Source organism: Photobacterium sp. (genome assembly GCF_057456235.1).
The window spans coordinates 204,232-223,652 of the sequence record NZ_JBVCPH010000008.1 but is presented as its reverse complement, the minus strand read 5'-3'; the positions used below and the strand labels follow the sequence as shown (position 1 = coordinate 223,652).

General features: G+C 45.1%; 15 protein-coding genes. 10 read left to right on the top strand and 5 right to left on the bottom strand.

Annotated features, from left to right (window positions below; translation table 11 throughout):
* Nucleotides 1-21 precede the first annotated feature (21 nt).
* The 4 genes from rimK (AC2204_RS11665) to zntB all read left to right on the top strand — a co-directional run bounded on the left by rimK (AC2204_RS11665) (nucleotide 22) and on the right by zntB (nucleotide 3,865).
* Nucleotides 22-927 carry a 30S ribosomal protein S6--L-glutamate ligase gene (rimK, locus tag AC2204_RS11665; protein WP_318925664.1) on the top strand — a complete coding sequence of 302 codons (906 nt, stop codon included), beginning with the start codon at nucleotides 22-24 and terminating at the stop codon, nucleotides 925-927.
* Nucleotides 928-1,084: 157 nt separating this feature from the next.
* Nucleotides 1,085-1,966, top strand: coding sequence for a mechanosensitive ion channel family protein (locus AC2204_RS11660; protein WP_318925663.1), 882 nt, complete (start codon nucleotides 1,085-1,087; stop codon nucleotides 1,964-1,966).
* 375 nt (nucleotides 1,967-2,341) lie between these two features.
* Nucleotides 2,342-2,752 (top strand): GNAT family N-acetyltransferase, encoded by a 411-nt coding sequence (locus tag AC2204_RS11655; RefSeq protein ID WP_318925662.1) that lies wholly within the window; start codon nucleotides 2,342-2,344, stop codon nucleotides 2,750-2,752.
* Between the two features lie 135 nt (nucleotides 2,753-2,887).
* Nucleotides 2,888-3,865: a zinc transporter ZntB gene (zntB, locus tag AC2204_RS11650; RefSeq protein ID WP_318925661.1), complete on the top strand. Its 978-nt coding sequence runs from the start codon at nucleotides 2,888-2,890 to the stop codon at nucleotides 3,863-3,865.
* Here the strand turns inward: zntB and AC2204_RS11645 are convergent.
* On the bottom strand, nucleotides 3,862-7,299 hold the full coding sequence (locus AC2204_RS11645; protein ID WP_318925660.1) for a mechanosensitive ion channel domain-containing protein: 3,438 nt from the start codon (nucleotides 7,297-7,299) through the stop codon (nucleotides 3,862-3,864). The genes zntB and AC2204_RS11645 overlap by 4 nt on opposite strands.
* Nucleotides 7,300-7,649: 350 nt before the next feature.
* On the opposite strand from AC2204_RS11645, the gene AC2204_RS11640 reads away from it, so the two are divergent.
* The gene (locus tag AC2204_RS11640; protein WP_318925659.1) at nucleotides 7,650-8,519 is read left to right on the top strand and encodes a universal stress protein; all 870 of its coding nucleotides are present in this window, start codon (nucleotides 7,650-7,652) and stop codon (nucleotides 8,517-8,519) included.
* A gap of 138 nt (nucleotides 8,520-8,657) precedes the next feature.
* Here the strand turns inward: AC2204_RS11640 and AC2204_RS11635 are convergent, their stop codons facing one another.
* A complete protein-coding gene (locus AC2204_RS11635; RefSeq protein ID WP_318925658.1) occupies nucleotides 8,658-9,740 on the bottom strand; it encodes a succinylglutamate desuccinylase/aspartoacylase family protein in 1,083 nt (360 codons plus the stop codon).
* 214 nt (nucleotides 9,741-9,954) lie between these two features.
* Here AC2204_RS11635 and rimK (AC2204_RS11630) point away from each other — a divergent pair, with 214 nt between their 5' ends.
* Nucleotides 9,955-10,860 carry a 30S ribosomal protein S6--L-glutamate ligase gene (rimK, locus tag AC2204_RS11630; protein WP_318925657.1) on the top strand — a complete coding sequence of 302 codons (906 nt, stop codon included), beginning with the start codon at nucleotides 9,955-9,957 and terminating at the stop codon, nucleotides 10,858-10,860.
* Nucleotides 10,861-10,943: 83 nt separating this feature from the next.
* Here the strand turns inward: rimK (AC2204_RS11630) and AC2204_RS11625 are convergent, their stop codons facing one another.
* Entirely contained in the window at nucleotides 10,944-11,936 is a 993-nt protein-coding gene (locus AC2204_RS11625; protein WP_318925656.1) for a lipid A deacylase LpxR family protein, read from the bottom strand.
* Nucleotides 11,937-12,144: 208 nt separating this feature from the next.
* Between AC2204_RS11625 and sseA the strand changes: the two genes are divergently transcribed.
* Nucleotides 12,145-12,993 carry a 3-mercaptopyruvate sulfurtransferase gene (gene sseA, locus AC2204_RS11620; RefSeq protein WP_318925655.1) on the top strand — a complete coding sequence of 283 codons (849 nt, stop codon included), beginning with the start codon at nucleotides 12,145-12,147 and terminating at the stop codon, nucleotides 12,991-12,993.
* Between the two features lie 59 nt (nucleotides 12,994-13,052).
* On the opposite strand, the gene AC2204_RS11615 is transcribed toward sseA, so the two are convergent.
* Together AC2204_RS11615 and AC2204_RS11610 are read right to left on the bottom strand one after the other, a co-directional pair.
* Nucleotides 13,053-13,868 (bottom strand): phosphate ABC transporter substrate-binding protein, encoded by an 816-nt coding sequence (locus AC2204_RS11615; protein WP_318925654.1) that lies wholly within the window; start codon nucleotides 13,866-13,868, stop codon nucleotides 13,053-13,055.
* Nucleotides 13,869-13,956: 88 nt separating this feature from the next.
* Entirely contained in the window at nucleotides 13,957-14,820 is an 864-nt protein-coding gene (locus tag AC2204_RS11610) for a GGDEF domain-containing protein (protein ID WP_318925653.1), read from the bottom strand.
* A gap of 570 nt (nucleotides 14,821-15,390) precedes the next feature.
* Here AC2204_RS11610 and AC2204_RS11605 point away from each other — a divergent pair.
* The 3 genes from AC2204_RS11605 (at nucleotide 15,391) to AC2204_RS11595 (ending at nucleotide 19,395) form a co-directional block, all read left to right on the top strand.
* On the top strand, nucleotides 15,391-17,046 hold the full coding sequence (locus AC2204_RS11605; RefSeq protein WP_318925652.1) for an ATPase RavA domain-containing protein: 1,656 nt from the start codon (nucleotides 15,391-15,393) through the stop codon (nucleotides 17,044-17,046).
* Between the two features lie 15 nt (nucleotides 17,047-17,061).
* Nucleotides 17,062-18,510 (top strand): ATPase RavA stimulator ViaA, encoded by a 1,449-nt coding sequence (gene viaA / locus AC2204_RS11600; RefSeq protein ID WP_318925651.1) that lies wholly within the window; start codon nucleotides 17,062-17,064, stop codon nucleotides 18,508-18,510.
* Nucleotides 18,511-18,735: 225 nt separating this feature from the next.
* Nucleotides 18,736-19,395 carry a YceH family protein gene (locus AC2204_RS11595; protein WP_318925650.1) on the top strand — a complete coding sequence of 220 codons (660 nt, stop codon included), beginning with the start codon at nucleotides 18,736-18,738 and terminating at the stop codon, nucleotides 19,393-19,395.
* Nucleotides 19,396-19,421 lie beyond the last annotated feature (26 nt).

Here is a 19,421-nt window from a genome sequence, read left to right as displayed (position 1 = left end):
TTACCTATCGTGAGTAACGTAATGAAAATTGGCATTCTTTCTCAAAACAAAGACTTGTACTCAACCCGACGCCTGCGCGAAGCGTGTGAACAACGAGGCCACCAAGCGGTTATTATCAATGCGCTTCGTTGTTATATGAATATAAACTCGATACAACCATCAATTCATTTTGAAGGCAGTGATTTAACTGGGTTTGACGCCATAATTCCTCGCATCGGCGCTGACATCACTTTTTATGGTTGCTCCGTATTGCGCCAGTTTGAGATGATGGATGTATTTTCGATTAATCAATCCATTGCGATTACCCGTTCTCGCGACAAACTGCGTTCACTTCAGCTGCTTAGTCGTAAAGGTGTAGGGATGCCGATTACTGGCTTTGCGAGCAAGCCTGATGATGTGGCCGATTTAATCAAAATGGTAGGCGGTACACCTCTTGTCATTAAGTTATTGGAAGGCACTCAAGGTATTGGTGTTGTCCTGGCCGAAACGAAAAAAGCGGCAGAAAGTGTGATTGAGGCCTTTATGGGATTAAAGGCAAATATCATGGTGCAAGAATATATTGAAGAAGCTGGTGGCGCCGACATTCGCTGCTTTGTGATTGGCGATAAAGTAATTGCTGCGATGAAGCGTCAGGCTGCAGATGGTGAGTTCCGATCCAACCTGCATCGGGGTGGCAGCGCTTCACTTATTCGTATCAGCCCGGAAGAGCGAAAAACGGCTGTGGCTGCAGCAAAAGCGATGAACCTGAAAGTTGCCGGAGTGGATCTTTTACGGTCGAAACGCGGCCCGTTGGTGATGGAAGTGAACTCATCACCAGGCTTAGAAGGTATAGAAGCCGCAACAGGAAAAGATATTGCAGGTATGATTATCGAGTATATTGAAAAGCACGCTAACAATAAAAGTTCTCGACATTTGCAACATCAATAGACAAGCTTTATATTGAACAGCCTTAGCGAATGTTCGGCCATTCGCAAAAAAAAAGCAGCAGGTAACCGCTGCTTTTTTGTTAAATAAAATATATTGCTGAGTCATTCAGCCACTTCACTTATGATTTACTAACACTGTATTTATGTTGGACATTGCATTGGAAAAACTTGAACTTCTATTTGTTTACTTGATGGCACACAAACTCCTGCTCAGCGTGCTGGGTATTGTATTTGTTCTAATTCTCCGACGGCTGACGATTACTCAAATTCGTGGTGATAGCAATTTTCTCAGCGCAGAACAGCGTAAATGGATTTCACGGACCAAAAACGGTGCATTTACATTAGTGTTGCTGACTCTATTTATCTTATGGCAATCCGAGATCAGTGAGTTTGCATTGTCGCTGACTGCAATTGCCGTTGCTGTTGTTGTCGCATCAAAAGAGATCATTTTGTGTTTCACGGGATCGATACAACGTGCCAGTTCGCGTTCATTCCGGATAGGTGATTGGATTGAAGTGGGGACATTATGCGGTGAAGTTATCGAGCACAATCTGATGGCGACCATGATTCAAGAAATTGACTTACATCATGGCCAGTATCATTACACCGGTAAAACGGCGACGATTCCCAATAGTGTATTCTTCAGTGTTCCGGTGAAGAACCTTAGCTTTATGAAACGCTACGTATATCATGATTTCTTTATAACTATTCGGGAAACCGTCAACCTTTATCCATTACTGCCGATTATGCTGGCAAAAATCGATGATCACACAGAAGACTTCATCGATGTCGCTAAGCGTTATAATTATGTCATTGAAAGACATGCTGGCGTCGATTTACCGGGAGCGGAGCCGCATATCCATATAACGAACACCGACACTGGTGAACAACTGGTTCATTTCATGTTGTTTTGCCCAACGTCGCGAGCATCAGAGCTTGAACAGTTGATCCGTGAGGACTTTATGATCTTGTATTGTGCCCGTTATTTGAATAAAGATGGAAATAGTTTAACGTCACAGAGTCAGTGTGCTTTGGTTTGATCTGGAATCTGTAAGGGCTGGTAGCCCACACGTTATTGAAGATGTTTGACGTTATAAGGCAGAGATGGCCGACCTCTCTGCCTTTTTTGCCTTGGCAATAGCGAGTACTTTATTTTATCTACTTTACTGACTCACTTCAGCTTTATGCACTACCTTAAAGAGAGACATTTCAACAGGGCCACAGCTGGGTACTTTAAACGAGAATAAACGCGCCTTTCGGGAGACTCCAGTTCTTACTATGTCAAATATGCTTGAAAGGATCTGCTATTCGTTCGAATATTGTCTTTAATTAAACTGGCTGTTATTACTCTGAATCCTGTAATTTAAGTATATTTATATCGTTGATGACAATATTAGGTTACTACGGAGAGTATCGTGATAGAGGTTTCAGATAAGATTTCAGCTGACGATTTAATTATGATCAAATCACATCTCAGTGAATATAATGAAAAATTCATGACCCCTGATTTCCGTGACTTAGGCGTATATGCAAGGGCTGAGAATGGTGAGTTGCTGGCTGGATTAATTGGTAAAACCGCATGGGGTTATTTTGAGATAAATTTTCTCTGGGTATCAGATAAGATGAGAGGGTGCGGTGTTGGTTCTCAGCTTTTACAAGCCGCTGAAAATGAAGGTATCAGGCGTGGTTGTAAATACGCATTGGTAGATACTTTTAGTTTTCAGGCGAAAGGGTTTTATGTTAAACATGGTTATTCTATCTTCGGTGAGATAGATGATTATCACGATGGACACACCAGATACTACCTTCGAAAAGATATCCAATGATCAATCAAAGGTGATGCGTTAATTGAAACATAAAAGCAATGACAAATAGCGGTATCAAGATTTTCCGCTTCATCAACCATGATTACGTAAGAATAAAACGGAAATTCAATGTATTGCAACTGAAGGAGTCGCAGCATGGATAACAGCAAGGAAGGTCTGATCTATGGGTGTGTTTTTGATGGCCAAGGCAGTGGCCGGGCTATTGGTTGGGCGGATATTGCACAATGGAAGCCCGAGCAAGGCATTGCCTGGCTTCACTTTAATTATACTAGTGAGCAGGCCAGAAATTGGTTAGAGCATGAAAGTGGTTTAGACAGCCTTGTGGTTGACGCTTTGCTAACCGAGGAAAGTCGTCCTCGAACCACTCAACTGGCTGGCGGGTTGTTAATTGCCCTGCGGGGCGTGAATCACAGCCCTGGTTCGGATCCGGAAGATATGGTCGGGATCAGGATTTGGAGCGATGGTCATCGAATAATTAGTACCCGAAGGCGCAAGCTACTTTCTATCGGTGATGTGATTGCTCGGCTGGAAGCAGGGGAAGGGCCTAAAAGCATTGGCGAATTCTTGGTTATTTTATCCGATAGATTAATAACCCGAATGGGAACGACTATTGACGATACGGAAGATCAGGTCGCGGCGATTGAAGATCAGATATTGAGTTCCGATAGCGACGGTCTGCGCAGTCAAATTACGTCGCTGAGGCGGATGGTGATCGCTCTGCGGCGCTACTTGGCCCCCCAACGTGAGGCACTGGCGCAGATGCAGGCGCTCAGGGGCTCTTTGATCAGTAGTGATGAGCAGCAGATGATACGAGAGGTGACCGATCACCTTATTCGTTATCTTGAGGATCTGGACTCGGTGCGTGACCGTGCTGCCGTGGCCCATGAGGAGTTGGCCAACCGCCTGACTGAGCAAATGAATAATCGGATGTATGTGTTGTCACTGGTCGCAGCGGTATTTCTGCCGTTGGGTTTTTTTACCGGATTGCTGGGTATTAATGTCGGCGGCATCCCGGGAGCAGACAATCCCTGGTCTTTTGGAATTTTCTGCTTGCTTCTTATTGTTATTGTCACGATTCAGGTATGGATTTTTAAGAAAAAGAAGTGGCTTTAGTTTTCTTTCATGAACACACCGATATCGCCAGAGCGGATATGCAGATCACGCTGGGGGAAGGGGATCTCGATCCCTTCTTTACTAAATGTTTTGCTAATCAGTCGGTTGAGTCGATCACGTATTGGCATAATATCGTCCGGAGAAGGGACAAACACCCGTAAGTCCAGATCAAGCGAGCTTTCTCCATGTCGCATGAAGATGACGGTAGGCTCTGGGATGGTCAGTATTTCGGGCTGCTCAGTGGCGATTTTCATCAGTAACTCACTGACACGGTCTACGTCGCTGCCATAGGCGACACCGATAGAAATAACTACCCGGTTGACGGTGTCGCTCCGGGTCCAGTTAATAACATCATTAGTGATCAGACTCCGGTTGGGAACCATCACCTCCTGGCGGTCGAAGTTTACGATAGTGGTGGCGCGGATGTTGATTCGACTCACCGTGCCGGAAAGGTTACCGATGGTAACGGTATCGCCGGGTTTTACCGGCCGCTCGACCAAGAGGATGATGCCGCTGACAAAATTCGAAACAATTTCCTGCAGGCCGAACCCGAGCCCGACACCGATAGCCGCCATCAGCCAGCTAAGCCGGCCAAGATCAAGGTGGAGCTCCGCCAGTGCAAAGAAGAAACCCACCAAAAAAATACTATAACGAGAAATAGTTAGAATGGCATATTTGATTCCGGCATCAACATTCCAATGCGGGAACACCCACAGATTAAACAGCCCCGGTAAAACCCGAAGAATCCAGATAGTGACAACAAGCAGCAGGATACCGCGCAGAATATCTCCGAAGGTGACAAATTCAGGCTCTGCACCCGTTATCCGTACTTTATAAAGCTGCATGTCATCGAAAGTCCGCAGTGCCTGCTCATTGATACCCCAGAGGTTGAGCAGCAAGATAGCACCCAGAATAATAAAGATCAGGCGCAATACTCTAACGTATTTAGTTCTCAGTTCCCGGTGGGTCACCAAATTGCCATGCGGCTCTGGCGTGAGCATTCTGCTACGTTTGACAAAGGCGTGCATTCGTCCCCGAAAAAGGCGATAGATCGGAGGTAAAAGCGTCAGTACGATCAGTGTGCCAGTAAGGCTCAGGGTAATAGATAGTGAAGCATAGTGATAACCTGCCACCTCAAGCAGGATGACCGCCCAGGCAAGGATATTCAGGATCCCATAAAGTAGCTTCCAGTGGCGGAATATAGGTTCAAATTTAAGTGTCTCCAGCGCATGTTGCACAAAGGCGGAGCCCGGGCGTGTCAGTTTATATACGCCAATGGCTGAGGTGATCAGAAAAAGAGTATAAAAAATGCGTGGCAGAACTTCATTTTCGAACGGAGGCTGCCGGAAAACATTCCACGGCAGAAGCCATATGAGGAAACCGAACAAAAACCATTTTAGTGCAGAATATAATGCGTTGGCGGCAGAGTGTGGGAACCCAAACTGAATCTCTGAAATACTACGGCGGGCAAAGAAAGAACGGCTCAAGAACCAGAGAAAGAAAAATAGCGAAAAATGCTCGAAGATCTGGCTGCTGACACTGCCTATACCGGCAGGTAGCTGGGCAGAATCTGCCAGACGGGCCACAACGTAAAAGTAGGCAGGGATCAGTGCCGCGCTGAGCAGCGCGGTGATAACCACCAGACCAGATAAATACAGTAGCTTACCTTCAGCCTGGACACGATCGTTAATGCTGTGACTGAAGCCGCGGAGATATGCTCTTGTCTGATATAAGCCGATGGGCAGTATCAGAAATAGTACTAATGTATAGAGCAGGTTGATCGGCGTTTTTCCGGCATTGGTCAGGCGTGACCTGATTTCGGGGGAAGCCAGTTTAGCGAGCCAGGAGGCATCTTTCATAATTTCGTTAGGCAGTATGACTAGCGTTTGCCATCCCAGAGGCCGAGAGTCACGTATCCAGAAAGAGGTGCTGCGAATAATATGCTCAAATTGATTAAGGTTTTCAAGTCGTTGCTCTGTTACCAATTGTAATTTTTGTCCCTGGCTGATCACCTCGGTGAGGGCGGCTTTTTCATCACGTAAAGTATTTCTGTACGTAAACAGCAATCCTTGGCTGGCAGCCTGAAACCGTCCTCGCTCGTTTTCATCAAGTTGGTCGGCAATCTCACTGCGCAGCAATTCAAATTGTTCTGTCAGACCAAGTAAACTGTCTGCAATGGTAAAGCGGCGTTCACGGTACAGGTTCAGCGTTTGGAACCTGTCGTTACGCAATGTTCGGATCAACAAACTACGGCGCTGGCTTATCTGCTGCAGGGTCAGTTTTATTCGATCCGCAGCCGCATAATTATCTGGGCTGGATAGCAGGTTTGTAATTGCGAGAAACTCATCTTTTTCGGCATTAAACCATTTCTCTTGCTCTGTCACATCTTGATTCAGGCTAATCAACAGCGACTGCAGCTCGCGGGTGTTTTTCTGAGAGCGGGCTATCTGGGCTTCCCACGTCGCGATAAAACGCTCACCGGGATTGTCAGCATTCTGAGCACTTTCCTCTTTCTTTATCAGTGTTTGTTCAGCTTGTTGGGCTTGTTCGGCAAGCCGCTGCTGTAATAATTGATGATAAGATTCAAGTTGTTGTTCCTGCCGATTGATTTGCAGTTCGGCAAGCTCTAGTTCCAGTTGCAGAAGAGGTTCGCTTTGTTGGTACCACTGGAATTGTGCTTCATATAACGTGGCAGCCTGCCGGGCAACGAGACTGTCGAGCCGGACGTTTTCAATTTGTTTTTCCGTCAGCAGGCGCTCTGCCGCAGCCTGCGGTTTTAACATCGTCTTAGACAGCATAGCTTCGCGTTGTTCGGCCTCCTGAACACGGCGTTGTACGGCTTGCAGCAGCTCAGGCAGATCTGCTTCTAGTTGCTGTTGCTGGGCTTGTCTTGCCAGCAGGTTGCTCTTGCGGCTACGCGCGTCATTAAGTCGGCTTTCCATGAAGACACTATCAGTTTGACTGGCTTCTGTTGAAGATTGCACAGGAGGGAGTGCGGCTATTTTCACTAGCTGGCTGTTGACCTGCTTAACTTGGTCTGCAAGGTCAGTTGCTTTTTGTTCGATAAGAAAGAGTGAATCTGCCTGGGCTATATATTCTTCCAATAGCGTAATGCGGCGCTGCCAGGTCGCTTTTGATTGCAGTTCCAGTTCACTAGCTTGGGGATCTTCGGGAAGGTTGGCTAATTCCTGTCTGGCTGAATCTAACAGTAGACGAGCCTGATCTGTCGATTTGATAGGCAAGCTGAGAACTTGAATTCGGCCTTCTTCTGCGCTACTGACTGGCGCGATAAAACTAAGAGTGGTAAGCAGGATCAGAAAGATGAAGAATTTTGCCGGAAAACTATTTTCAGAAAAGTTATGTGCAGGAAAATTATATGAGTTGATACGTGCTTTACGCAAATCATCCTGGCCCAAGTAGCAGCTTATTATCATTTCTTAATTCCTTATATCGCTGCCCAAGATCATCCGTTTTGAAGCATGAATACAATAGAAATAATAGTTGATGAGATAAGCAATCTGGAATAAAAAAGCTGTTATGTGAGCCGCCATTAGTTAATCGGCTCGTTTTTAAAGGTTAATCGAGAGACAAGATACATAAATGAGACAGCACGGAGTTATTATGGTCCCTACAGTAACTTATACTTAAACCAGCATACCTTTGATGGCCGATTTCGCTTGACTGAGAGGAAAGGTCATAGCCACGGATTATTTGTCGCTTGAAACTATGGTGTTGCTCACCAGAAACGGATGCGGTGAATGGCTCCTTTGAGTTGGAGGTTAAAATGAATGCACTGTGCCTGTTTGGTAATCTGCGTAGTCCCCCGAACCATGCGGTATTGCTCAATGCACTCCGTATGGCTGCTGTCAGTCAATGCGGCCTGACAATACTGATAGACGCTTATACTCGAACTCTGGATCACTCTTACCTTGACGTATTGGGATTCAAAAGCAAATTGCGCGAGCATGTTCAGCAGGATGCTGACTTCTATATTGCATCCACCTATGACCAATTATTAACACTTATTGAAGACGAGCAATTGGACGTTATCGTGAGTGTGGAATGTTTCCTGGAACCATCCTGGGAGCGCAGACTGACAGATGTTTTGAATGAAAGCGGCTCAGAGTGGTTACTGCTTGACTACTCGAAACCGACGGAGCGGCATCCAATTTTCAGCAAATTGGCAAAATTGCCCGTTTCCATCTTATTAATGCGTGATCAAAAATGGAAAAACAAGCCGGTGTTACTGGCGGCACTGGATCCCCTGCACCGGCACGATCGGCCAGCAACCATGGACCCAAGTATTGTCCGTATCGCCGACGCATTATCGTCAAGGTTCACTACCGGCTATAAGATTGTACATTGCTGCCATATCACACCTTACCTGGTGAAGTATGCAAAGCAAATTATGGCTATCCATTCTGATGCGCTCAGGAAATTTCGCGCTATGTATAAATTAGATGGTGTCTCTGTCGTCTTGATCCCTGGAAACCCTGAACAGCAGCTCCCCGAATATGCCAGGAAAGCCCGTTGTGACATCCTGGTCATGGGAGGGTTCTGCCGCAGCTCAATGTCAAATTTCTGGCTTGGTAGTACAACAGAAGCTGTCGTGCAGGCAATGCCCTGCGATATTCTGCTTGTTAAGTCAGATTGATTTTGATTTAAAGCCAATCGCAAAGAATGGATTACCTTGATACGTGACGTTTTTACATTTCCGAGTAATTTTATATGGTGAGATACCCAAGTTACCCCAAGATGTACGATTCAGCTCGGGAGCCAACATTTCAGATCGCTAATCATCACCATATGGTTTACTGATTTCATCAGTGGGTTGATCGAGTAAAGGGTCATTGTGTATTTGAGAAATGAAGGATTCAACACTTTGTTCAGCCTGAACAATAGTATCGAACTTAGCAATATGAAAGAGTGCATCCCCTTCATTAACTAAAGGTATATTGTTTCTGCCAATAATAATGCCATTCGTTTTGCTGATAACCTCGCTATCGTTCTGACTGAAAGGTGATGAGATTAATGCCAGCACATCGCCTTTTTTGACGCGCTGGCCCAGGCGCGCGATAAACAGGCAGGTACCGTCATGCTCTGCTCGTATCCAATATGACGCTCGCGCAATAACCGGGCTTGCTTTTTTCTTGCTGTGAGTGGTTTTTGGCAGCATGTCCAGACATCGCATTACATTTATGACGCCTCGTATACCTGCTTTGATCGAATGCATATCAAACCGGAGTGCTTCACCAGCTTCATACAGAATGATCGGAATTCCTTGTTTATCGGCACATTCACGTAAAGAGCCGTCACGCACCTTGGAATCAATAACGACCGGCGCACCGAAATTGAGCGCCATCAATTCGGCTACTTGATTGTCCAGGTTGGCCCTTATTTGCGGCAGGTTACTTCGGTGAACGGCTCCTGTATGTAAATCAATAGCATGGGTGCAATGGTTCATGATTTCCGTTCGAAATAAATAGGCCGCCCTTCCGCCTACTGAGCCTGAAGGGGTGCCAGGAAAACAGCGATTTAAATCTCGACGATCGGGGAGGTAGCGAGAGCGGTGAATAAAGCCGAAGATGTTAACAACAGGAACCACCACAAGGGTTCCCCTGATTCGATCTAAGGAATGGTGCTTCAGTAATTGGCGGCATATTTCAACACCATTGAGTTCATCACCATGGATGGCAGCCGATACCAGCAATACCGGGCCATCGCGTCTGCCATGGATCACTTCAATGACCAGTTCGAGACTGGTGTGAGTGTAGAGTTTGGCTACATCCAGATAGACTTTCTGACGTTGTCCCGGATTAACGGTAACTCCGGCGATGGTTATAGAGCGGCGTTTTACCTTACCAGTGATAGTCATTTGAGAATAAGTCCTTCTAATCCAAAGTGATCTTTTTAAACAGCATAGCTTATGATTAAGGCGATGCGGTAATTGTAATGGCTTCTGTCAATGTAGATAAATTTTCTTAGTTTTGAGTTAGGTTACAGTTTGAATTTGAACTGTGGGCAATCTTGGTCGAAGATTAGAGCTATAAGTTCAGAATTTACTGATTATAAAAAGAAAGGGAATCACCATGAAAATTGCCATTCTGTCCCGCAACAAAAAACTATATTCGACCCGGAGGTTAGTTGAGGCTGGCCAGGAGCGTGGCCATGAAATGCATGTAATTGATGTTTTGAAGTGCTATATGAATATTAATTCCCGCGCATCCTCAATTCATTTTGAAGGGCAAGCCCTGGAAGGGTTTGACGCGGTGATTCCTCGGATCGGTGCATCAGTGACTTTCTATGGGACGGCAGTATTGCGTCAATTTGAAACGATGGGGGTCTATTCAGTTAATGAGTCCGTGGCAATATCACGTTCACGAGATAAGTTGCGCTCATTGCAGTTACTTGCTCGTAAAAACATAGGCCTGCCAATCACCGGGTTCGCAAATAAACCCAGTGATATCCCAGATCTTATTGATATGGTAGGGGGGGCGCCTTTGGTCATCAAACTACTGGAGGGCACTCAGGGGATCGGAGTCGTTCTTGCCGAAACCCGATCCGCTGCCGAGAGTGTGATTGAGGCTTTTCTTGGGCTGCATGCCAATATTATGGTCCAGGAATATATCAAGGAAGCCCGAGGGGCTGATATTCGCTGCCTTGTGATTGGTGATAAGGTTGTCGCCGCCATGAAACGGCAAGCGAAAGAAGGCGAGTTTCGTTCTAATCTTCATCGGGGAGGTTCAGCCAGCCTTGTAAGGATCACACCAGAGGAGAGGTCTACGGCGGTTCGTGCTGCGCGAACGATGGGACTGAATCTGGCAGGGGTTGATCTGCTCAGAGCTATGCACGGCCCTGTTGTTATGGAAGTGAACTCGTCCCCGGGTCTGGAAGGAATTGAAACGGCGTCAGGTAAAGACGTGGCAGGTAGCATCATTATGTTTTTGGAGCATAGTGCCAAGCTCGGGAGTACAAGAACCCGGGGTAAAGGGTAGTCGTTAGTATTGTGATACTGCATTAATTAAAGATTTATTAGTCAATAGGCAATATTTATTACCTCAGCGGAATGGCATTTTTCCTATATTCGCCAGAAAAGCTCAAGAGAGCCATTGGAGTGAGTGGAGTGCCTGTCTTGATTAAGCTCACGGGTGACTGTTGCAAGGCTTAGGCTCAAACCCCATTTGGGTTGGTAATAGACAAAACCCGCAACAGCTGTTGCTTGTAAATGCTCAATGTGAGCATCTGGTATGTCGTCGGGACGATCCCCTTCAACGGCTATATCATTAAAGCGGTAACGCCCTTCAATACCCGCAAACAGATAGTAGCCTGATGCGCTGGTCGACAGCACGCTGACATCGAAAAACTTACCGGGGGTGAAACCTACACTACCAAAGTTAGCACTTAAATCACGTCCCCATCTTGCTACAGCACCCAAAGCCACTTCACTCTGATAGTTACCGATATTGACACGGCCCACGCCACTGACATCATATTGTTCCATTAACCAGGCCTGCTCTCGCGTAAGCAGATGATCGCCTTGATAGCCTAGGTTGAAAACCACCTGATTTTTAATTTGGAAACCCCATCCCATGGGTTTATCAGAACCGATAATGGCGTGGATGAAGCGTTGCCCTTCTTCAGCCAAAGCATTGGGGCCGACTGTTCCTAGCATGAAACTAAATTTATCGACCCGGGCCGGGGAGTATTGATAGATACCGGTTTCGAAAAATAACAATCCGGCATAAGGGTGTTCATCGGGTACCGGTTCGGTTGCTTCAATATCTTCCGGTGTCCATATTTGCTGGCCAAGACGTAAATTCCAGCCTTGCAATGTGGCTGAACCGAGCGGTAATAAATGGGCTAGCTGACGAATAGGAGATGGTGCGTCTGATGTTAGTGTGTCGCTAGCCGTTGAATTGAACTCAAGAAAAAGGCCGTTGGTGTAATTCTGATCGGTAGTGACAATACCGTCGTTATCAATAGCAAACGAGAGGCTACCAGAGTTGTAAGCCATAACGGCAGGTGAAAACAGTGAGCAAACGGTAAGGATACCCAGATAAATTTGTTTCATTTACAGTCCTTGGCCACAAGAGGCAGGATAAACAGAGCATTCCGGGTTGATTGATGTTGCTAATTAGTTAATTATTTATCGAATTGCCTATTCATAATAGCGGATACAATGACCGAATCGCCAATAGAATCAGGTTGTGAGATAACTTGTAACTTGGTCAGAATGCCCCAGGCTATAATCAGTACACAAAATGTTAAAGGAATACGGTATGTCCACATTGCCCTCATCATTAGTCACGACAAAGTGGTTGGCTGAACATTTAGATGATCCAAATCTGATTCTGCTTGATGCCAGTTGGTATATGCCGGGTTCAGCAAGAAATCCTGAACAAGAATGGCGGAATTGCCATATTCGTGGCGCGAGATTTTTTGACTTTGATACCAAAATTAAAGACCCCGATGCAGACTTACCGCATATGCTGCCTTCGCCAGAGCTGTTTGCCCAAGAAGTTTCTAAACTGGGCATCAGCAATCAGAGTATGATTGTGGTATATGACAGCCACGGCCTGTTTTCAGCTCCGCGAGTGTGGTGGATGTTTAAAGCGATGGGGCATGATAATGTCGCAGTACTTAACGGCGGATTACCGGCATGGCTGGCAGAGCAGTATCCAACTGAAAGCGGTGAGGCGGATAAACCAGAGGCTTCTCAGTATGCAGCCTCTTTATTGCCGCAATGGGTTATTAGTGCCGATAATCTGCAATTGTTACTTAATGATCCTGATACGGTTGTTTTAGATGCCCGTCCGGCAGCGCGCTTTGATGGAACAGAGCCTGAACCAAGAGCTGGTGTAAGAAGTGGCCATATGCCAAATGCCAAGAGTTTGCCTTTTACTTATTTAATTAAAGACGGATTCTTTCTAGACAGAGATCAATTGGAATCATGGTTTAACACGGTTGCTGCCGATCCCGAAAAGCGGTTAATTTTCAGTTGTGGCTCTGGTGTCACAGCTTGTGTACTGGCATTAGCTGCTGAACTGACAGGGCGGAAATTACTGACGGTTTATGATGGCTCCTGGGCAGAGTGGGGAGCATCATTAAAGTATCCTGTTTGTCGTTAGGAACGAGAAAGCCGACCGGTATTATCCCGATTGATAATACCTGCCGGCTTTATCTCTGATCACCTGACCTTGAGGTAGCCCCGCTGCTCAATAATGGTTTGCCCTGCATCTGAGTTAACATAGTTTAAAAAGTCTTTCGCATTATCGCTTAAGTTCTTCTCTTTATAGAGCATCAGGAATGGGCGTGAAATTTGGTATTGGCCTGACTCGAGATTATCGATATTCGGCTTAATGCCTTCAAATGACAGGGCTTTAACCGAATCATCAACAGAGCCAAGTGAGACATATCCAATAGCATGGACATTCCGGGAGACCAAGCTTTTCACCATGCCATTGGTATTGACAACTAAAATCTGCGGATTGATGTCAGAGACAGTCTGCTCTTTAATTTGCTGTGTCAGCCCCATAAAATCTTCAAAAGAAAAGCGTGAGCCAGATGCGTTATCACGGCTAACGACAGCCATTTTTTTATCTGTGCCTCCAACGTCTTTCCAGTTGGTGATTTCACCGCGATAAATTTTAGACACTTGATCTTTTGTCAGATTAATAACGGGGTTCTGTTTATTCACCACTAAGGCAATGCCATCATGAGCGATGGTGACCACCTTAATATCAGGACTGATTTCGGCGGGTTTTAAAGAGCGGGAGCTCATACCAAGTTCCGCGGCATCTTGTTTAACGGCTGCAATTCCAGCTGATGATCCTATCCCCTGAACAGCGATAAAGGTTTCATTGTGTGCCTGAGAGTAGGCTTCAGCCAGTACTTCAACGACATGACTGACAGATGTAGACCCGGTTACTGTCACCGTATCAGCCTGCACATTAAATGCAAAGCTGGCACACAATGCCCAAAGGGTCGTTGCCCTGAACAACATTGACTTTCTCCATTTATAGTGAATTTGCAGCACATCTTATTACGAAGATATGACAGTTATGTGAAGGAGAAATCTGGTTTGTTTGTGTTCAGCTGTTGAGTTCTCGTGATTTTTCTTTGTACATTGCCCTGTCAGCTCTTGCAAGAATGACATCGGGATCACTTAAATTACCGGGATAGTAGGGAGCGAGGCCGATACTGAGGTCGATGTTAAACGATTCTCTCATATCGGTTGTGGCGTTGAAGAGTTTTTCGCCCCATTCGTCGTAAAGCGACTGATCTTCTGATGGCATTAAGACGACAAACTCATCGCCACCGATGCGAAAGATCTGGCTGCCGATTGGTGCGGTTATGATTAATTGCCTGGCTATCGTGACAAGCAGTTCGTCACCTTGCTTATGGCCATGGTTATCATTAACCTGCTTGAAATTATCGACATCAATATAGGCTAAAATACCGCGTTGGAGGTTAATGGCCATTTTGTCGAACTGGCGAAACAGCGCCCGACGGTTTTGTAATCCTGTCAGGTCATCATGTAAAGCCTGACGACTTAACTCCCTTTCTAATGTTCGTGCTTTCGCGATCTGAGCGTTAAGATCGTCGATTAGGCTAAGGCGCTGATGCAGCATTTTACTAAAACAAAAACACATCAGAAAAACACCGATCTGCATAAAAGCATCATCAGTTTTATTCAGTAGCCAGTGATCGTCTAATTCGGGAATTTCATCTAATAAATCGGCAATGACGCCGAGGGAATAGCTTCCTAGCGCGAGCAAAAGCCATAACTTCATCTCTTCGCCGAAATCTTCACGTAACAGCATCGCAATTAGGCTCAGTGTCAGAATTGAAATAACCATTTCAAAGCTTTCACTCGATGCGACGAAGGCAAAAAGTAACATACTGGTACAAGCAAAGATGGTTAAGCGCATTGGGAGTTGAGAAATCTTGTTCATGATCTCCCTTAGGCGTCGATCAATAAATGACTTTGTAAGATTCTGTCAAAGAGCATGAATAGGTACAAGAGGTTTAAAAATGAATGTGAGAAAAACACGTTGAGATCTTTGATAACGCAAAAAGTGAAAATCAAATGGGTTGAATTCGACTCTATATTTTTTTTTGTATACGACAAAATGGAATGTTGCCTGCAAATTAAATGGCGGAAAGTGTTCGTATTTTGAGCGTTGTATCATAAAGATGAAATAACGTTTCAAACTCAAATAAGTTCAAAAAACAGACGGTCACTTTAATGCAACCATTAATTTAAATCTAACACATTGATTTTACTTAAGTAAAAAATATTCCTTTCATTCATATTATCTTCCTTAATTTCTTTTGATAGATCTCATTTTTGCAATCAATGTTTGACGGATAGTTGTTTGTCAATCTCTCTGATATACAAGGGTTGTAACAAAATATTTCAGTTAACAATATTGTAACAAATTGTGTTTTATGTTTATCCTAAGTAATGATTAGGAATTGTTGTACCGCAGTACATAGACACAACAATGGAGAGGTCGGGAATTATGCTAACAATGGCAAGATCAACACAACCGAACAAAGCGCTAATTTCCGAAAGGATCCAAAAACTGATTAAAGGGCTATCTAACGGCGTTTATGAGCGTGAAGAAACGATCAAGCTTTGCTTGCTTGCCGCACTGGCAGGTGAAAGTGTATTTCTTTTAGGTCCTCCAGGTATCGCTAAAAGCCTGATTGCTAAACGTTTAATTCAGGCTTTTGATAACAGTAGATTTTTCGATTATCTGATGACCCGCTTTTCAACACCGGAAGAAGTGTTTGGTCCTTTGTCGATCCAGGAATTGAAAGATAATGGCAAATATGTTCGCCTGATCGAGGGTTACCTGCCAACGGCACAAATTGTTTTCCTCGATGAAATCTGGAAAGCAGGCCCAGCCATCCTGAATACCCTACTGACTGTTGTTAACGAACGTACCTTTAAAAATGGTCAGGATGTACTTCCAGTTCCTATGCGTTTACTTATTACGGCATCGAATGAATTGCCGGAAGAAGATAGTGGTCTGGATGCCTTGTACGATCGGATGTTAGTCCGTGTCTTCGTCAATCGAATTCAAGAAAAACAGAATTTCAAAGCGATGTTGATGGGTGAAAGCTCAGCGGCTCAGAATATAGATCCGGCCTTAACCATTAAAGATGAAGAATACGAACAGTGGCAGGCGCATATTGACGAGGTAACGCTGTCAGAAGATATCTTTGAAAAGATCTATCAGCTTAAATCAATGATCGAACAGCGTGCTGAAGCCGGCACCGATATGCCGTCTGAAGATAGCGAGCTGTATATCTCTGATCGCCGCTGGAAAAAATCGGTTCGTTTATTGAAAGCCAGCGCTTTTTTTAATGGCCGTGACATGATTAATCCGCTTGATTTGTTGTTATTGCAAGACTGCCTGTGGCATAGCCCGGAATCACGCCGTGTTGTACGGTCTTTGTGTCAGGACTTTGCGGTTGAAAAAGCCTTTGACCAGAGTATATCTAGGGCCAATGCAGCAGAAGCACAAAACATCATCGACGAGGTTCATGATGATATTGCCGCGCAACTGTGCCTGACTTTCAGTCGTGAAACCATGATGCGTAAAGAATGGTTTAAATATGACTTCAGCACCGCTAAGCGCTATAACGTCAATAATAACCCGCGAATGATTAAGCTGGTTATGCTGCAGAAGAACACATCTGTTTCAGAAAAGGAAAAAGGGGACAGCCGTTGGGTATATGTCGACGGTGATGAGTTTGAGAAGAAGATTAAAACCGGTCAGTGTGATGTGTATGGCTTTGTAAATAAAAATACCCACCTGTGTCGTCTGCAGTTTGAAATTAATGCCCAGCAACGGCTTGTGACTAAAGATATTGCAAACCGTTCTGTGCTGGTAGGGCTTGCCGGTACAAAAGGTATCACTGTTGCCCAGCAACAACAGTGGCAACAAGACGTCGATAAAGCTTCAAGCAAAACACTCGATGCAGATCATAGTATTAAGGTCTCTCGCAGCAGTTTCCGTGGTGCGTTACCACATAATTTTATTGATAAAGACCTGCCGGTACTTATCGAGCAGAGCATTACCGATGCTGCGGACTCAGTATCAGAGCTCAAACGGCTGATTGATAAAAGTGCCTTACGTATTTCGCATTTATCTGAGTATTTCGAATAAGTAAGGGAGCAGTCTATGCCAGTATCTGAAGGCCTTAACCTAGCATTAATGCTCTCCGAATCAGGGATCATCGATAATGCTGTACATGAGATGATGATACGCCCCCAGCTGCTAATGGCGGCTGAAGCAAACGCTGGTGTTAAAACCGCGATGAAAAACCAGATCATGAAATGGCGTGGTCAGGTAAAACATCGTATGACCAAGACCAGTGTGGAAGAGCATTTCCAACAGGAAATGGATCTCTACCAAGAGGCCCGCAATTGGGATCCGGATTATTTCTTTGATCAGGCTGACAATATTGTAAAAAAGCTGGAAGGCCATTCTGCGTTTTACTTTAAAGCGAAAAGCCTGGTTGACAAAGAGCACCAGAAACACAATCCAATGTTTCAAAGCTATTTTTGTAATTTGTGGTATCAACATTTATCACAGGCATTGCAAGAAGCGCAGTTGACGGAGCTGGAACAGCATAAAGAGAAGCTGCTGGCAGATTTGTATCAGCGTATTGAAACCATGCAGCAGGTGGCAGAAGTCACGGATGCGGGGGATGAAAAAAAAGCAGGCCGATTATGGGATATGGCCAGAGCAAAGCTGACCCGGACAGATGTCAGTACCATGAAATCCATCGCCAGTTTTTTGAAAAAGAATAATGGATTGAAGGAAATCGCCGAAAAATTGGGCCGCATGGCGAATGAAATCGATGATCCGAGTAAAGAGCGGGTAAAGGCAGAAGATTTGCGTATGGTCGAAGAGCGCAGTGACAGTGTCACTGATGATATTGTCGGGGTCCATGAGAGTGATGACTTGTCGAAATTGTTACCCAATGAAGCAATGTTTCTTGCGTATCCAGAGTTGGAAGTTGTCTTCTATAAGCATCTCGTTGATAAACGCCTGATGAATTACCGGGTACAGGGCGCACAGCGAAAGCTCCGCAAAGTGAAAGCATATAAGCGCCAAACCAAACACGTAGAGCGAGACAAAGGTCCGTTTATTGTTTGCATTGATGCGTCAGGCTCTATGTCTGGTTTCCCTGAACAATGTGCGAAAGCACTGGCTTATGGCCTGATGCAGATTGCTTTAGCCGAAGATCGCGACTGTTACGTGATTATGTTTTCGACCCAGCAAATCACGTATGAGCTGACCAAACAGGATGGTTTAACTGAAGTACTGAACTTCTTATCTTATTCTTTCCACGGTGGAACCGATCTGGGGCCGGTGTTGGATCAGTCGATTGATTTGATGAGTCGCGGGAAATATAAAAATGCCGATTTGGTTGTACTATCAGATTTTATTGCCCCTTCACAGCCGGCGGAGATGCTCAAGCGTATCAATAAGCTTAAAGAGCAGAAAAATAGATTCCATGCGGTGAATTTATCCCGTTATGGTAATCCGGCATTAATGTCGGTATTTGACCACTGCTGGTCTTATCATCCATCACAGCTGGGTCGCTTATTGAAACGGCGCTGAGAAGCGCCGTTATCACTTTCTACTGAGATATTCAGTAGCCTCAATATGCTCATGTCACTCGAAATGCCGGCTCTTGGGGGGCTCGGGTATACACAACCTCAATTCATTATTAAATTCGGCTGAATTTCAAGCAGTCAGTAATGGCAGTGCTTGTTGTTGTTGCGTCTCATGCTAATCTGCCTTAATAGAGATATCATTAAATTGAATAAAGGGTGAGGGAAGATCATGGATTTTAACTTTTCACAGAATGAAGCTCGTGTGATCGGTTGTTTGCTTGAAAAGGAAGTTACCACTCCAGATCAATACCCGTTGACATTAAATGCGCTGACAACGGCCTGTAATCAGAAAAGTAACCGCGACCCGGTATTGGCATTGGATGATGCCACGGTACTCGATACGGTTGAACAGTTAAAAGAGAAACGTATTGTCAACGATGTATCAAGTTTTGGTAGTCGTGTCGCCAAATTCCAGCACAGATTCTGCAATACAGAGTTTGGTTCATTAAAATTTACCGAACAAGAACGAGCTGCAATTTGTGTTATGTTATTGCGCGGACCGCAAAGTGCTGGCGAAATCCGTACTCGTACCAACCGCTTATGCGGTTTTAGTGATGTGAAAGAAGCGGAGGCGGTACTTGATGGTCTGGCTTCACATCCCAATGGTCCTTATATCGTTAAACTGCCTCGTGAAGCGGGTAAGCGAGACTGCCGCTATATGCATTTGTTCAGTGGCGAGATAGATCTTGAAACGTTAGCGACGCAAGCGTCACCGGCCGCTGCTTCATCAGAGACTGTCGAACGGCTTACTCAGCTGGAAGAACAGGTATCGGCGATGAAACTGGAAATTGCCGAATTGAAAGAGATGCTGGAATCGCTCACATCATAATTTGCTTTTAGTTCCTCATTACAGAC

Excerpts from the sequence above, each read along its gene's own strand:
- AC2204_RS11625 (WP_318925656.1), bottom strand. The coding sequence starts at position 11,936 with ATGAAACAAATTTATCTGGGTATCCTTACCGTTTGCTCACTGTTTTCA.
- AC2204_RS11615 (WP_318925654.1), bottom strand. The coding sequence starts at position 13,868 with ATGTTGTTCAGGGCAACGACCCTTTGGGCATTGTGTGCCAGCTTTGCA.
- AC2204_RS11610 (WP_318925653.1), bottom strand. The coding sequence starts at position 14,820 with ATGAACAAGATTTCTCAACTCCCAATGCGCTTAACCATCTTTGCTTGT.
- AC2204_RS11645 (WP_318925660.1), bottom strand. The coding sequence starts at position 7,299 with ATGATAATAAGCTGCTACTTGGGCCAGGATGATTTGCGTAAAGCACGT.
- AC2204_RS11635 (WP_318925658.1), bottom strand. The coding sequence starts at position 9,740 with ATGACTATCACTGGTAAGGTAAAACGCCGCTCTATAACCATCGCCGGA.
- rimK (WP_318925664.1), top strand. The coding sequence starts at position 22 with ATGAAAATTGGCATTCTTTCTCAAAACAAAGACTTGTACTCAACCCGA.
- AC2204_RS11595 (WP_318925650.1), top strand. The coding sequence starts at position 18,736 with ATGGATTTTAACTTTTCACAGAATGAAGCTCGTGTGATCGGTTGTTTG.
- viaA (WP_318925651.1), top strand. The coding sequence starts at position 17,062 with ATGCCAGTATCTGAAGGCCTTAACCTAGCATTAATGCTCTCCGAATCA.
- rimK (WP_318925657.1), top strand. The coding sequence starts at position 9,955 with ATGAAAATTGCCATTCTGTCCCGCAACAAAAAACTATATTCGACCCGG.
- AC2204_RS11605 (WP_318925652.1), top strand. The coding sequence starts at position 15,391 with ATGCTAACAATGGCAAGATCAACACAACCGAACAAAGCGCTAATTTCC.
- AC2204_RS11640 (WP_318925659.1), top strand. The coding sequence starts at position 7,650 with ATGAATGCACTGTGCCTGTTTGGTAATCTGCGTAGTCCCCCGAACCAT.
- sseA (WP_318925655.1), top strand. The coding sequence starts at position 12,145 with ATGTCCACATTGCCCTCATCATTAGTCACGACAAAGTGGTTGGCTGAA.
- zntB (WP_318925661.1), top strand. The coding sequence starts at position 2,888 with ATGGATAACAGCAAGGAAGGTCTGATCTATGGGTGTGTTTTTGATGGC.